The following is a 15330-nucleotide window of genomic DNA, read 5'->3' as shown; positions in this document are numbered from 1 at the left end:
CTCCTATTTTTAAAGTTCAAACTACAAACCTTATTTCCATCCCACAAACAATAATAATTAAACAACTACCTTGTCTCATAACGAAAGCAAACTAACTTTAAACTAGTTACTGCTTGTGCCTAAACAACTATTACTTTTAAAATGACCGGTAATATTACCATCAATCATTACCGGTCATTTGTTAGCCAATCTCATTTCATTTACTATTCATTGTCTGATTACTTTATTTACTCTAGAAGTTTGTCCACTTATTTTTTTGGTTCTAAACCGATAGATCGTAAGATTTTATCTAACGTCACTGGCCCTACATTTTCTTTCGGCTTCTGATTTTCTCTGGCATCTGGACCCTTTTTCAAGAAGTTTTTCTCAATAAAACGAATATCTGTTTCATCTATAACACCATCTTGATTTATATCTCCATCTTTTACAGATACTTTTCCTTTTCCATACGATAAAGCTGCTATTCTAGCATCTTGAATATCTACCATTTTATCGCCGTTTACATCACCTGCAAGGTTATCATCCATGTCAGCTCTAAAGTTTTGTCCCACTAATTCTCCATCCTGCATTTTCCCTATTTTTGTTGTTAATTTACTATTTAAATGACCTGGCATTTCTACGAAAATATCATATTCTTTATCACTTACTGGGACACTATGAATTTCAAATTGCCCGTTATCACCAATCGTTCCTGTATATTTCTTTCCATCCTTGCCAACTACGTACACTTTTGCTCCTAGTTTTGTATAGTCTTTCTTACCTAAATACCCCTCTTCATTCAAGAAAGCTTCCGGTCCAATATATCCTGTAACTGTTGAATGTTTCGAAACAATAGCAAAAGATTTATCTTTAAACGCAGGAATCTCAGTTCCTTCTGATGCACCAGCTTTTGTATAAGAGAACTTATCTACTCCAAATGCAGTTAAATCATTAAAATATTCATCGTTCGTCATCTCGAATGTAACATCTAAAAATGGTGTATCTCCATCTAATCCTTTAAATTCTTTTCCTTCCAATGATGCGCCAACTTTCACCTTGTTTTCCCAAGCTCCTTCTTCACTTATCTTCGGATCTTCTAATTTAAGGTTCAGTCCATGTTGTTTTACATATTCCGCAAATGCTGGATTTGGTTTCACATCTGTAAATTTAAATAGCTGCTTGTAATAAGGAATTTCAAATGTACCTGACATAAGCTGCTTTACATTATTAAGATTCAAAGTTAACGTAATTTTCTCTCCTAATTTGATTTTATCTTTGTCATAACTTGGAACAGCGTATTCTGTCCCTTCCTTTACAAAGACGTAATCTTTATATCCAGTTGCCATATTCCCTGCAGTTGCAAGATCATATCCAAATAATTTTAAATTTAACGGCTCATTTATTTCCTCTGGAAGTACTCCAAATTTAAAATCACCATTTGCTTGAATTGTATTCAGCCAACCTGATGGAAAGGCAGAATTTTGATAATATACAATTTGATTCGCTTTTTGATCATACTGCAAGCCTTTTGCCTTTAATGCATCTACTGTAGAATCATAAATGTTACCATGCACCCATAATGCACGTTGGCCGTCTTCTTCTTTAAACATGGAATCATTGACTTCGTGTATACCAGGTTGTACATCCTTAAATTTCATTTCAGGTATTACATTATCAATGATAATGCTATCGCCTTTTGTATACGCTTTTCCTTCTTTATCATATCCAACGAAGTTCAATTCGTAATCTCCATCAGGCAACATAACAGGCTTATCCGCAATTGGATGAGCTGGATCTCCTGTGAATGGAAGTACATACCCTCCCATACCAGAAAACATCATATATTCAAGATTCGGTGTTAGACTACTTGCATCAAGTGTACCAACGACTCCTAATGCCTTCCCTGTCTTTCGGTCCTTCACAACTGCATCAATAGTTTCAAGAGGACTATTTAGTTTAAATGTCAAAGGCGAACTTGGTCTCTCCATAAACGGATGGAATTTAGATGCATCTGTTGCCATTGCATCTCTCAGTAAATCTACAGACGCAATCCCTTTTTCTGTGAATTTAACTGCAAATGGTACTTGATATACTTCTTTTTCATTGTTTTTATTTGAAATATGAATATAGCCCTCATATCTACCAAATTCAGCGTTTTCTGGAATGATAATTTCAGGGCTAATTTCCTCTGATGTACTAGGAGCTACTTTAATAGAATCTGGTAAATTTAGCTTCACACCATTCTTCGCTGCATCTTGCACACCTACACTTGTAGGTGAAAACTCTACTTCTAATTTAAACTCTTTCCCATCAGTTTTACCGCTGTTCTTAATTAAGACTTTTCGACTATCTTTAATAGGCCCATTTTCAATTTGATTTTTATACCCAAACGCAATAGAACCTGTTTTTTCTTCAATTTCTACTTCTTCATCATCTACAACGTTTGATGTTTTATCGATAACCTCGATAGATGTATCTGCATGAACTGCACGATATGCATCAATTCGTCCAGAGCCCACCTCAAATACAGAACGCTCTTCTTTTAGGTCAACTGCGGTATTCATAAGTGCTTCTTTTACTTCAAATGGACTATAGTTTGGATGTTCTTGTAAAATAAGTGCCGCTACCCCTGCAGTATGAGGAGTTGCCATAGATGTACCTGACATACGTCCATACGCTACTGGATAATTTTCTCCATCTTTTGGATCATTAATATATTCAGGAACAGTTGAGAAAATAGACACACCTGGTGCTACAATATCCGGCTTAATATCATCTGTTTTAGTTGCAGGACCACGGGAGCTGAAATCAGCCAAGTGATCTCCCTCTGTTTTTATATTACTAAGTTCTCCAAACGCTAATGACACATCTCCTTGTACAGCTTTTACTTGTAATTTCTCACCATCTACTTTTGTTAAGCGGAACGATGGAATGGATGAATTACTTTCCCCAAGATAACTTGTAATTTCACCATCTACATTGTTGTATACGATTACCGCTTTTGCGCCTGCTTCCTTAGCATTTTTAATTTTTTCATCAAATGTAATCTCACCGCGTTGGATAAGAGCTAACTTCCCTTTCACATCTTTCCCTGTAAAATCACCTGATTTCCCAAGCCCTGCATATACAACCGATAAGGATTGCCCTTTCAAATCTTCAATCTTATCAGTAAAGCTTTTTCCAAGTAGCATCATCTTATCCACATGTACATCACCTACATCGGCGGAGAACGTTGGGATAGTCATTGCAGCGTCACTTGCTCCAACTGTAATTGGAAGTGCTGCTGCACTAGGTGATCCAATGGTACCTTCTCCCGGACCACTATTACCTGCTGCTACTACTGTAACAACACCAGCTAACATCGCATTGTTCACTGCAACAGAAGTAGGATATAAAGGATCATTAATAGACGCTCCTAGTGATAAATTGATAACATCCATATCGTCTTTCACTGCTTTATCAATCGCAGCAAGAATACCGCTTGTTTGTCCACTTCCATACGGACCTAGTACGCGATATGAATATAAATCTACATCTGGAGCAACGCCCTTCACTGCATAATCTACACTATTCTGTTTGTCTGCAGCAATTGTCCCAGCTACATGCGTACCATGGGATGTATAATATGCACTTCCATCATAAATCTCAGGGTATCCTCCAGAATTTTGCCAATCCTTATATGTTGTCTCCATTGGATCGGCATCATTATTAACAAAGTCCCATCCTTTTATTGAGTTCGGATCTATTTTGCTTGGATCTTCACCTTGCTTTGCACGATATCCCTTATATGCATCTTTCAAATCCGGGTGGTTGTAATCAATACCCGTGTCCAGTACACCTACCTTAATTCCTTTACCTGTTATTTTTTCATCATGCAGCTTGTCCACAGCAATTTGCGGTACACTATCTGCCATTTTCGGTTCAACAGCAGTCTTAGCTGTGTCTTTCGGCAAATCAATTTTAACCTCATGATCTTCCCATACGCGCTTAACGATACCAGTACGAACTAAGTCTTCAATCATATTCGCTGGTAAAGAAATCGCTACACCATTAAAAGCATTCTTATATTCTCTTGTTATTTTTGCAGATTTTACATTTGTCCCTTTCTCTTTATTCTTTTGAAGCTGTTCAAGCTCTGCTTTAAATCCTTTATGTGATGCCTCTACCTTTTGTTCCGCATTTGAAAGAGCTACCTTTTTCCCTTTAGCCGCTTGTTTTAATACCTCAATTTTGCTAGGTGCTTGCTTAAATTCTATAATCACATTCACATTATTAGGACTTGCTGTATTGATACCTGGCGAAATAACAAAGCCTGGTTTTGTATCTAACGTTTTTAAGGCATTACGTTGTTCCTTTGTAAGGCCTTTTAAGATAGCATTTGCATCATCAATTCCAGTTAAAGTAGATGTATTTACCTCTTCCGCTAGTACGTTATATGGAATCCCTTGAGACAATAACATTCCAACTGTTAACGTTCCAATAAGAACCTTTCCAAATTTCCCTCGTTTCATATTGCATCTCCCCATTATTAATATTATTTTTTGAAACAAATTGATTCTTAAATTCTCATGTAGCATTGGAAACTCTATTAATCTTAATCTTTTGTATCATGAAAGATTTCCAACACTACTACCATCCCCATACCACATATAGCTAACCACTCACTTTACTCTTTCTATCAGAGCCCCCCATCATTTATTCCCAATAAAAGATTTTCACAAAATGAATTATTAACAAGATTAAAATGTAATTCTATTTTTATTATTCCACATTTAGATTATTCTGAAAATTAAACAAAAGGAGTATCTTTTCCCTAAGGATTCTATGCCTACATAGTACAAAAGAACTACCTTGTCCTTTATTCTTTGTAATACAGAATAAAGCGACACGATAGTTCTTTGATAGATTTCTTATTTAATCTAGCGGAACCAATTGATTTCGTACTGCATAAATCACTGCTTGCGATCTACTTTTCACATTTAGTTTTTTAAAAATTTTATTGATGTGTATTTTAACTGTTTTATCACTAATATATAAAACTTCAGCAATTTCTTTATTACTAAGTCCTTTTACTAGTTCAAAGAGAATTTCCTTTTCACGTTCCGTCAGTTCATTTTCATTTGATTCTACTTTCATTTTTTGCTGATGATATGTAATTAATTTTTTAGTCATACGCGGATGAATAACTGAATCGCCTCGATATAACATTCGAATTGCTGCTACTACCTGCTCTGATGAGGAATCCTTCAATAAATAACCATCAGCACCGGCCTGAAGTGCATCCATTAAATACTCATCATGTTCATACATTGTAAACACAAGTACGCGGCAACTCGGATAAATTTTTTTCACTAACTCTGTAGCTTCAATCCCATTTTTCCCTGGCAAGTTAATATCCATCAAAATACAATCTGGTCCGCATTCTTCTACTTTTCCCAATACTTCATCCCCACAGCTAGCTTCTCCAACCACTTTCATATCAGATTCATCCTCTAGTATGCTCCGAATTGCATCCCGTAAAAAAGCATGATCATCTACTACTAATATTTTAATCATTTTACGCACCCCTTGTTTGTGAATCGGGAATTAACAGTGTAATTTCTGTCCCTTTTCCTATAGAACTATCAATCTGTAAAGTAGCCCCTAATTGGTCAGCTTGTTCATTCATATGTAATATACCATAATGTGGCTCATTCTTTGTTTTAACCATAGACTCAAATAGTGAAAAGCCAACTCCATTATCCTTAACCCTTAAAAGAACGTGTTCACTTTGATAACTGAGTAAAACATCAGCCTTTTTTGCTTGTGCATGTTTTACAATGTTTTGCAAACTCTCTTGTAATGTATCAAATATAACTCTTTCTTTTGAAAAACTAAGCGCACGTGCATGACCTCTTTCATGATAGGTAATGTCTAGTTCGTATTCTTGCTTTAAAGATTTTATTTTACTTGCTATTGCCTGCTTAAGGCCTAATTGTTGTGTCGGATATGGTTTTAAAGCATAAATTGAATAGCGAACTTCTCCTAGGCTTCCTCTTAAATCTTTTATGCTTTTCTCAACTACTTGCTGCATATCTTTTGGTTTATAACGGTATTTTTTCTGTGCGGATTCTAGTTGGAATATTACCCCCGCTAATGTTTGCGCAATACCATCGTGGATTTCACGGGCGATTCTATTTCTTTCTTCTAAGATCATTCTTTTTTCCTGTTCAGAAATCAATATCCTTGTTTTAACTACGTTAGCTAATTGGTTAGAAAATGTAGCTAACGACTGTACATCTTCCGGAAAGAAACCCGCATTTCTACTTTTCCCTGCAACAAACATTCCGACTAATTCATCATTTACTATAAGAGGAAAATATACAAGTGAGCGTATAACACTATCAAATATTTCATCTCTAGGAGCCGTACCAATTTTCCAATCATTAAATACAAGATTTTTAGAAAGTTCCTCAAACGTCCTTAATTTTTCTGAATCATCAGAAATACGAGAGCGCACTTTCCCATCTTTTAATAGAATACTCCAGTTCCCATCATCTTTTGTCCATATTACATATGCTTGTATGCCAAAAAAACCTTTAAGTGCTTGTTTAATATGTTTCAAGTTTCCTCCAGTTAATCCTCGACTAATTTCGGTCGTAATAAGAAATAACTCATATAATCGTTCCTTCTCCATCCTTATCCGTACAGAAAAAGAACTAATAACGGAAGCTGCTACAAGTGGAAAAAAGAAAAACAGTACTGTAATCTCGTTTATTTCCACACTATATATACTAATTAATACATGCATCAGGGCCGCATAAGAGAAACCAAAAGTTTCGCAAAGAAATACCGTTACAGTTTTTTTATACCACTGATATATTGAATATGGCTGTGGAAGAAGTATCATCAACAAATCGTAAAAACGATTGTTGAAAAAACAAAAAAACACGCAAAATAATAACAAAGATATTAAATTTTCATATAGAACCGACATAACTATCTTATTAAGTAATAAGGACATACATTTGTTTGAAAACCATTCGGCCAAAATCAAACTAAGTGCATGCTGAGTACTATTAAATAATATCCTTTGTATCGGTGAACGACGATGCAGGTGAATAATTAGCGTTACGAGTACAATAGCAATAATAGTTATATGGATTCCAAACTGCCAACTCATAGCGTAAATGATCGGAAAGGTAAGCGAGCTAGTTCCTCTCCAAAATCTTACAGGAAAATACTCTGCAATCCCCATAAATAGTAACAACAATATTAGTATTGTTGGATGAGAAGGGATTTTAATTTCAAGTAAAGATATAGTTATAGTAACCAAACCAAGAAAAGAAATAAAATAAAGATAAGTACTAGCAATCTTTTCTCTCATAAAGATAGAATTTACATCTTTCAAAACAACCCCTTCTTTCTTTATAAAAACTTCATTTTCTCTATTATCCAACAAAAAACCGGCACTGGCAAAATGGAAGAACATCCACTAGCCAATCACCGGCTGTGTACTGCACCTAAAAAGGCAAGACACAATACTAGTATATATCAGTTTGTAAAGTTTACCCATTAGTCAAATGGTGTAATTGTACATACTTTTAGACTTAGAACTACTAGTACAAAAGATGTATACGGGATTTAAATTAAATACATTTTTATTTCTTTCCACTCAAAATCATTGCATTTCCTAATACTTTTTTGTTCAATAAAATCCTTGGTAGCTTCATTTCTTCAGCAAGCTTGTAGCCATTAACTTCAGATACATCATATTCTTTTAAAATATTTAAGAGTTCTTTTTTCTCCCCAAACATTTTTTCATCCATAAACAAATCTAAGAAGACAAATTCACCGCCAGGTTTTAATACTCTTAATGCTTCCTTAATTACTTCCATTCATTTATTTTCATTTTTTGTGAGCGATCTACCTCAACTGCGTGAAATATCCCCTCTTCATCCCGAAACTTCATATCTGGGACAATCTTCTTTTTCTCTCCATTCTTTTTATAACGTATATCAATTTCAATTTGCCAATCGTCCGGACAAAATAAATGTAACCATGCATCATTACGTAATATTGCATGCGCAAGCTTTCCTCTCAAAACAACCTTACCGTCGTCACCAAACATGGCATGCCCTTCTTTATTGAGATAGTACACATACTCTTCCCCTTGCATCGTCTTACTTACGTATAATTGCAAATCGTTCATAATCCTGTTTACATTTCGAATGCCCCCATATTATGCAAACTCATCAAATGTCTTCTCGTTGCAAACTACAGCTTTCTAATCGTCGCAAGTATCGCCATCTGACGGTTGATTTTCATGTGACTCTGGATGTTCATGTTTTTCCACCTCATATTTTCCACATAACCTTGTCGTCAATATACAGCACTTGCAGTACGACGGAGTTTACTTTCATATATATAGCTCTTCCTGGAATAGAATACAAGTTTTGAAGTGCATTAATGAATGCTTATCAAAACGCCCAATTTGTCAAAGGAACTAAAAATACATATATTAAAAAATCAATGAACGGAATGCAAATCCAGATATCTCTTGATAAATCAACTGGTAGGATTATATCAGCATTTCCAATCTACAAATAGAAGGATAAACACCTACGAAATATATCTCTAAATTTTGTAAAGAATCTTTTGATATATTACTGATTAGCTTACCTGAAGAAATTTCTTTAGTTAGTGATTTGCCAACCTTTCTTGTTTACTATCAATCAATTTTAAAAAAATTCTTCGTTTAGGGGCTACTTTAAAATTTTAAGTTGATGGGCATGTGGCGAACCTCTACTAATATTCTTGCCTTTAAATTATTTTCAGTATATTATATTCATATGGTAATATAAAAATTAAGGTATACAGAAAGGGATCAAATCTATTTTTAAGATTAAAATCCTTTTCAAAGATAAAAAGATTTTATCAAAACGTAATATAACTTATGCTTGTCTTTTTAAGATGTATCTAGTAAAAACACATTTTTTATCAATACAATTGTGTTTTCAATATAAATGGAAACTTTTAAATAGAAGTATATTTACTTTCAATGATAGGGTTTAGCCGTTCTAAAACATATAGAAATAAGGCACCATACATAGTATCTGACAAACTTGAGAGGCTTTGTATGTAGTTTGCTCATCACAGATAAAAACAAAAGAGCCTTACCTATCTAGGCAAGACTCTACTAGTTTAGTTATATAATATTTACATAGCAACTAAGAAACTAAAAACATATAACACCAAGTAGCAGAAACCTAATATTCCTCCTACAGCTAATACCTGTTTAGCCCAAATTTTAATTTTCAGATTACTGTAAATTACTTGTACTCTTTCCATATTTCCTCCTATTAGTGAAAACCCTTAAAGACTCACACCTCGATATGATACCATTAAAGAATGACTAATAGAGCCTAATTTTTGTCTAAACGTATAAATATGCAATATTGCATACAAAAATGTATTGTTATAAATGTAAGCGCTTACTATAATAAGGTTATAAAGATTCACACATCTTAATACAAAAGCAGAGGAGAGAATAATATGGAAATCGCAATGGCAGTTTTAAAATTTATTGGTGGAGCAATCCCATTAATTCAAGAACTTCTAAAAGCATTTATATAATTTCATTCTTTAGCAATTCTTTATAAATATTATCATACAAATGATCTGTATATCAAAAATGAATTGATTTACAGATTATTTGCGTGAGCAAGGTCTCTTTAACATTATTAAGGGGATTTTTTCAATTTTAAGAACTTCTTAGTCTCATCGTACCCTGTAACAAACCCTAGAATAGATTGATAAGTTTGCAATGTTACTGCCAAACAATTTGTTCTTTCACCTTTAGACATCTAGGTGCAGCCTTTTTCGATTCCAACCATGCTTTTTTTCTCAGCCAGTTCCTTGCACTTCATACCTTTCATGTAATCTTCTTGAGCTAACACGTGTTTTTGCTTCACTTCATATCACCCACCACTTTCTATACAACTAGGAAGAAATTCGTTTATTTTCCTCTTCGAATAACTTTTTTACAAAGAAAAAAGCCCCGCATTTATGCAGGGCAAATATAAATTAGGGACTTTACTTAGATAAAATTACTGACAAGATTTCATACTACCTATACTTGTGGAGACGGGAATCTTGCAGCTTCAAAATGCGTACTATTTTCTACATTTGAAATAACTCCAGCTACGCTACTTTGTGCAAAAACCTCAACTATATCCCCTGCATTCAATTGAATTATCGATGAAACAGCTACAACATTAGCAAAGTTTATTGGGCCAAAAAAATCATTATCTATTGCAATTGCCGGATTCCCATTAACACGAATTTCTACCCGCGCTCTATAGTTTACATTTAGATTATTGGGAATGAACGCAATTGTTCCAATAACAGAGTAAACACCTCTTGTCTTAGGTATAAAAATGGATGTTGCAGGGTTATATTCATTTGCTAAATCAAATTGTTCATTTTGGAATAAAACTTTAACAAATGTATTTGCTGGCAAATTCTGATTAACTGTACTCACAGCTCTAAAAGCAGATGCTCTTACAAGATTATATCCGCTATCATCAGAACAACAATTCACTTTTACATTAAACCAAGGCTTTTCCTCATGTTTTTTATCACATTTGTCATAACTCTTACTGCTTTTATGACAGTCATGATATTTCTTTTTGGAATCCTTACAATAATCATCGTAGTAATAAGACATACTAGATTCCTCCTTTAAATTTATTACTACATACTATGTAAGATAGATTAGATAAGTTTGGACGAGCTGTTACTATTTTTAATAGAATTACAAATCTCACCATAATGGCAGAACACAACTAAAGTACGCAACTGGAAAGCGATGCTCAGGAGTATAATAACCGTCTTTCTGACATTTTCATTATCTGTATTTTTAGCCCTTATTTTGTTTGTGGTATATGGATTAAGTTAAAAAGAAATCCTTTAGGTACCCCTAAATAAACCTCAATATTCCGTCAATACTATAGACAACCCATTTCGAACCATTTTCCATGATTGGAGCAGTTAGCCTTTACTAACTGCTCTTTTTTGTAAAAAACGAACTCAATTAACTGCACGCACATATAATATTCAGTGTTCCTTTCTTTATAAAATAGTCTTTACAAAATGAATCTCGTCACGAGAGCACTTTATTAAGTGCTCTTTTTTATTTTTAAACTAACACAAAATAAAATTTTTACCACATAGCTAATTGTTAAATATTTTACGCTTATACATTATAATGGAATAGTTATTGTATATTGGCATTAAGAGGAGCGTCCGGATTAAGCGCTTCTCTTTTTTATACAGTAGGGTTTTGGTTAACATTCACTTATCTACCGTCAAATATATACAGATTTGAAACTTTATAGTAAAAACCTTCACACTCTTCATTTTAATTATATTAATATATTAAATGAAGAGTGTGATAAATTAATGGAACAACTTGACTTTAGTGCTTTAGAACACCCACTATTTTTGTTAGCACTTCAATTAATTGCATTTGTATTGATCATTTATATCGTATACGGAATCTTACACAACACCATATTAAAATTAAATAGCCTAAATGGACTGCCCATGCGGTAGCTGCGGTATTTTCCCTCGGTAGTGCCTATCAATCTTTTATGAATTTCATTTAAAAACATTTTTCTTTATTTCTCCCTTTTGTAGAGGAATCTATCCTTTACCGTGCAAAAACGTCAGGCAACTTAATTGGTTGCCTGACGTTTTTGCCGTTATTTATTTTCAAATAACTATTTAGTTAAGTTTTGCTCCATCCATTTTTTATACGTCTTTCCGCTAAGCATATTTGTCCAGAAAATCCTATATTATTGAACAGAATTACCGACTCTTGATTTACAATTTTTTACTTCCGATAATGTAACCATCTATAAAGGAACTATACTTTTTCAAGGGGCGAATCTAATGTATATATCATATAAAATTGGCTTATTTAGCTGGATTTTAACTTGCCTATACTTTTTAATTGAACCTTTCTTTATTTTCATTTCTACAGCACCTTATAACTATTTGCATCATGCACAATGAGTGACCTAGGTGTAACAACCTGTGGAGAATTCACCTACGAAATAGCGCCTTATGAAATATGCTCCCCTAATCACTTTTGGATGAATTTACTCTTTATCCTTAATGGAATAACATTTTGTATTGGAGTACTATATATTTCACAACATCTAGAAAAAACAAAAATTAATAAAATAGCAACATTTTTTATACTTATAATAGGAGTCTCTACTATAGTTTCAGGATTAATTCCTGCAGATATAAACCTAATTGGACATTCTATTCTAGTTTGGATAGGTATGCTTACTGTATTTCCAGGATTATTTATTTTTGCTAAGAATCTTAAAAAAGCTGGAAAATGGACATATTTCTGTTTACTAAGCTTAATAGTAATAACAATCCTTATCTCACTTGTTTTTCTTTTCCCCTTACCTGCAGGCCTACTACAAAGACTTTTTTACTTGGTTCTTTTCGTTTTGGGAACAGTATCAACCTACAAATTGATAAAATAAAGTTTTTATACAAAAAATGCACATTTATCAGGAACATACGTAAAATAATCATGATCAACTCAGTGGTAGTTATTGAGCACCTTTTATGGTGCTTTTTATTTGCAACTAAATAGGGAGTTTATTTAAATTTCATAAAACTTCTCTTTACACATATAAGTTCAAAATTATCTATTTAGCATATATAATACTTTTAAGCAGTTTAAATTCTATACATAGGTAATGGAGGCATTAAAATGGGGAGTATCCCAAATTCACTACCACAACAATCCATCTCAAAAATACAAATTAATTCTAACAAGAATCTACAAACGAATAAAAAGCTAAGACGTCGTCTTTTATTAGCACTTGCTTTTATGCTACCTATGGTTATTTCCATTCAAATCTGCATTTATAAGCAAGAACAAATGATTCAAGAAAAACAAATTACACTAAATAAAGAAAAGAAAAGATTGTCTGAATTAGAAATCATAGGACGTTATTATGAATAACGATATTAAAACTTTAACAGAGAGCGAAGAAGGTATTTTAAAGTTCGCAAGGAAATTGTATGGATTCTCCAGACCTGATGAAACTATATTTCAAATAAATGAATAGTTTTTCAAGACATAAGCGATTGTCATTAATCATGAAGTGATTTAATGATAAAAAATACATACAATAAGTACCCTATACATCATATTAGATTAAATCTTATTAAAACAAAAAGGGATGCCCTAGTAACATATCTAGGACATCCCTTTATTTTTACTCATCTTAAAACATAACTTGTCTAAATTTCAAGATTCTATATATCTCTAACAATTAAACAATTATTAGAGATATCTTCTACCTAAAACATCGTATTATTATTAGCTGCCTCATTTGGAATTTCTTGAATTACATCCCAGTGTTCAACAATCTTTCCATCCTTTATACGGAAAATATCCACTATAGCAACTCCCTTATCTTGAGAATTAGTACGAGAATGTACATGGAGGGCAACTGTATCTCCTTCAGCTACTACACGTTTAATCTCTGCAGAGGAATTTGGATTTTTTACAAAGTCCTCCTTAAAGAAATCCATGAAGGCTTTTCGGCCATCAGCAACAAAAGGATTATGTTGCTGATAATCTTCACTTACATATTTAGGGATAATATCGATATTATGTTTGTTAAAAACTTCATTATAGAAATCAACTACCATCTTTTTATTCTTTTCTTTTTCTGTCACATTATCTCTCGATACCGATGCAGCATTCTCACCCTTTATTGAATGGCCTTTGGTATTACCAGTTGAAGCTTGAAATATCAAAGTCGACACAATTCCTAAAATAAACACAGAAATAATTATTACTATTAAATTTTTCTCTACTTTCATATATACCTACCTCTTCTAATTTTATAATTCATCTTCGTTAACACCCTTGATACAGGAAAACTCTTTCCCATAATGTGATGTAAGAGATATTGTTAGGAAAACACATTTATCCTAACAATACTCCTTATACGAGGCATATTAGAAACTAGTAATCCTAATTTAATACCTCATTAACAATTGCACTGTCTACAATTTGGATAAACTTCTTAACCTTATCGTTCTCATCAAACTCATAAAGATGACAAAAATCTGCAACAAATGATTTCCCTGTTACTTTATACGTTCCACTATATTTTCCATACACGATAACAGTATTGTTATTAAAAGCATAAATTTCATCTTTAGCGCTATAGTTATCCCATTCAGTTCCAAGACGTTCATGTACATTTTTAACTACTTCATCAGGACCTACATAAGTGCCCGCATATGGAAACCCAGCAGCTTCTGTCCAAGATACATTTTCACTTAAATACGTTTTAAAAGCATCTAATTTTCCTTCGCCAGTTAACACATACGTTTCATGTAATAGTTTTTGATATTTATTCATAGCATTAACCCCAAGGCATTTCTTTTGTTACAACTTTTGCACTTAATTCTAATACACCTTTATTTGTATAGCCTGGATATGCTGCATCAAGTTTTGCTACAAAATCGTTTGAATTCTTACTTTCCTCAGAAGCTTGAATTGCAGTTCTTAAATAATCCATAGTTGCAGTAATCGCTTGATTATCTAATGATTTTTCAATTGATCCATGGCTAGGTACAATTACGTCAGCTTGTAATGCTTGTAACACTCTCAAGTTCTCAATCCATGCCTCCATCGCTGCTTTTGAACTAGTATCTGCTAAGAATAGATGGATTTCGTTAAATACATCTATACCACCAATTAATAATTTCAGTTCTCTGTTAAATAAGCTAGTTCTGTAATTGTCTAAGCCTACTAGTTCAAATGTTAGTTCCTGAAAATCAATAGATTTTTCCTTAAACACTTGAGGTAATACCACATTACTTGGTGCATTTTCTCCAAGTGCATCTTTCCAAACTTTCAATTTCCCTAATACAGAATGAGCAATATGTTCAACCGTAGACTCTGTAGCATACGCTATAGCTTCTGGATAAGCAGCTTTAATGCTCTCTAATCCAAAGTAGTAGTCTGGATCCCCATGAATAATAAAGATTTTATCTAGAGATAAGTTATTTTTTTTCAGATAATCAATTATTTCTTTCGAATCAGACTGAGTAAATTTTGAGTTTATTAAAAATGCATGTCCTGCTTTCTCAACTAAGGTTGCAGTGACCATGAAACTTTTTTCGTCTGAACTAAACACCGTCAATTTTATATCTTTTTGATTTGTATCGATTGTTTTAAACATAGAATGTTTCTCTCCTTTTGTTAAAGTTATTAAATAAATCACACATTTTTTTCTTGTACAAATAGAAACTCCCTAT

Annotated in this window: 8 protein-coding genes and 6 pseudogenes; 4 read left to right on the top strand and 10 right to left on the bottom strand. The window is 33.2% G+C overall.

The features are described 5' to 3' along the window. Positions 1 to 248: 248 nt before the first annotated feature. From ATN06_RS12510 to ATN06_RS29600, 6 genes and pseudogenes are all read right to left on the bottom strand, one after another. Positions 249 to 4490, bottom strand: coding sequence for a S8 family serine peptidase (locus ATN06_RS12510; RefSeq protein WP_060630895.1), 4242 nt, complete (start codon positions 4488 to 4490; stop codon positions 249 to 251). A gap of 403 nt (positions 4491 to 4893) precedes the next feature. Further along, positions 4894 to 5535 carry a response regulator gene (locus ATN06_RS12505; RefSeq protein ID WP_060630894.1) on the bottom strand — a complete coding sequence of 214 codons (642 nt, stop codon included), beginning with the start codon at positions 5533 to 5535 and terminating at the stop codon, positions 4894 to 4896. A gap of 1 nt (position 5536) precedes the next feature. After that, positions 5537 to 7369, bottom strand: a complete 1833-nt coding sequence (locus ATN06_RS12500) for a GAF domain-containing sensor histidine kinase (RefSeq protein WP_060633136.1) — start codon at positions 7367 to 7369, stop codon at positions 5537 to 5539. Between the two features lie 250 nt (positions 7370 to 7619). Then, a pseudogene (locus tag ATN06_RS12495) lies at positions 7620 to 7853 on the bottom strand (class I SAM-dependent methyltransferase); the annotation flags it as partial. Further along, a pseudogene (locus ATN06_RS12490) lies at positions 7850 to 8214 on the bottom strand (replication-relaxation family protein); the annotation flags it as partial. The pseudogenes ATN06_RS12495 and ATN06_RS12490, both read right to left, overlap by 4 nt. 963 nt (positions 8215 to 9177) lie before the next feature. Then, positions 9178 to 9309, bottom strand: coding sequence for a hypothetical protein (locus tag ATN06_RS29600; protein ID WP_254904408.1), 132 nt, complete (start codon positions 9307 to 9309; stop codon positions 9178 to 9180). A 99-nt stretch (positions 9310 to 9408) separates the two neighbouring features. On the opposite strand from ATN06_RS29600, the pseudogene ATN06_RS29425 reads away from it, so the two are divergent. Beyond that, positions 9409 to 9594: pseudogene (locus ATN06_RS29425) on the top strand (hypothetical protein). 496 nt (positions 9595 to 10090) lie between these two features. Here the strand turns inward: ATN06_RS29425 and ATN06_RS12475 are convergent. Next, the gene (locus ATN06_RS12475) at positions 10091 to 10687 is read right to left on the bottom strand and encodes an ABC transporter permease (RefSeq protein ID WP_060630892.1); all 597 of its coding nucleotides are present in this window, start codon (positions 10685 to 10687) and stop codon (positions 10091 to 10093) included. A 734-nt stretch (positions 10688 to 11421) separates the two neighbouring features. On the opposite strand from ATN06_RS12475, the pseudogene ATN06_RS12470 reads away from it, so the two are divergent. The 3 pseudogenes from ATN06_RS12470 (at position 11422) to ATN06_RS12460 (ending at position 13118) form a co-directional block, all read left to right on the top strand. Further along, positions 11422 to 11627, top strand: a pseudogene (locus ATN06_RS12470) (hypothetical protein). Positions 11628 to 11913: 286 nt separating this feature from the next. After that, a pseudogene (locus ATN06_RS12465) lies at positions 11914 to 12524 on the top strand (DUF998 domain-containing protein). A gap of 233 nt (positions 12525 to 12757) precedes the next feature. Then, positions 12758 to 13118: pseudogene (locus tag ATN06_RS12460) on the top strand (FtsB family cell division protein). A 235-nt stretch (positions 13119 to 13353) separates the two neighbouring features. Here ATN06_RS12460 and ATN06_RS12455 read toward each other — a convergent pair. From ATN06_RS12455 to ATN06_RS12445, 3 genes are all read right to left on the bottom strand, one after another. Next, a complete protein-coding gene (locus ATN06_RS12455; RefSeq protein WP_060630891.1) occupies positions 13354 to 13881 on the bottom strand; it encodes a nuclear transport factor 2 family protein in 528 nt (175 codons plus the stop codon). A 154-nt stretch (positions 13882 to 14035) separates the two neighbouring features. Further along, positions 14036 to 14428 carry a nuclear transport factor 2 family protein gene (locus ATN06_RS12450; RefSeq protein ID WP_060630890.1) on the bottom strand — a complete coding sequence of 131 codons (393 nt, stop codon included), beginning with the start codon at positions 14426 to 14428 and terminating at the stop codon, positions 14036 to 14038. 4 nt (positions 14429 to 14432) lie between these two features. Then, entirely contained in the window at positions 14433 to 15254 is an 822-nt protein-coding gene (locus ATN06_RS12445) for an MBL fold metallo-hydrolase (protein WP_060630889.1), read from the bottom strand. Positions 15255 to 15330: the final 76 nt, after the last annotated feature.

Source organism: Bacillus thuringiensis, assembly GCF_001455345.1.
Classification (GTDB): Bacteria; Bacillota; Bacilli; order Bacillales; family Bacillaceae_G; genus Bacillus_A; species Bacillus_A thuringiensis_N.
This window is presented reverse-complemented; position numbering and strand designations above follow the sequence as displayed.

What these genes read in the sequence shown, in the direction of transcription:
- ATN06_RS12510 (WP_060630895.1), bottom strand. Translation starts at nt 4,490, where the DNA reads ATGAAACGAGGGAAATTTGGAAAGGTTCTTATTGGAACGTTAACAGTT.
- ATN06_RS12505 (WP_060630894.1), bottom strand. Translation starts at nt 5,535, where the DNA reads ATGATTAAAATATTAGTAGTAGATGATCATGCTTTTTTACGGGATGCA.
- ATN06_RS29600 (WP_254904408.1), bottom strand. Translation starts at nt 9,309, where the DNA reads ATGGAAAGAGTACAAGTAATTTACAGTAATCTGAAAATTAAAATTTGG.
- ATN06_RS12475 (WP_060630892.1), bottom strand. Translation starts at nt 10,687, where the DNA reads ATGTCTTATTACTACGATGATTATTGTAAGGATTCCAAAAAGAAATAT.
- ATN06_RS12455 (WP_060630891.1), bottom strand. Translation starts at nt 13,881, where the DNA reads ATGAAAGTAGAGAAAAATTTAATAGTAATAATTATTTCTGTGTTTATT.
- ATN06_RS12450 (WP_060630890.1), bottom strand. Translation starts at nt 14,428, where the DNA reads ATGAATAAATATCAAAAACTATTACATGAAACGTATGTGTTAACTGGC.
- ATN06_RS12445 (WP_060630889.1), bottom strand. Translation starts at nt 15,254, where the DNA reads ATGTTTAAAACAATCGATACAAATCAAAAAGATATAAAATTGACGGTG.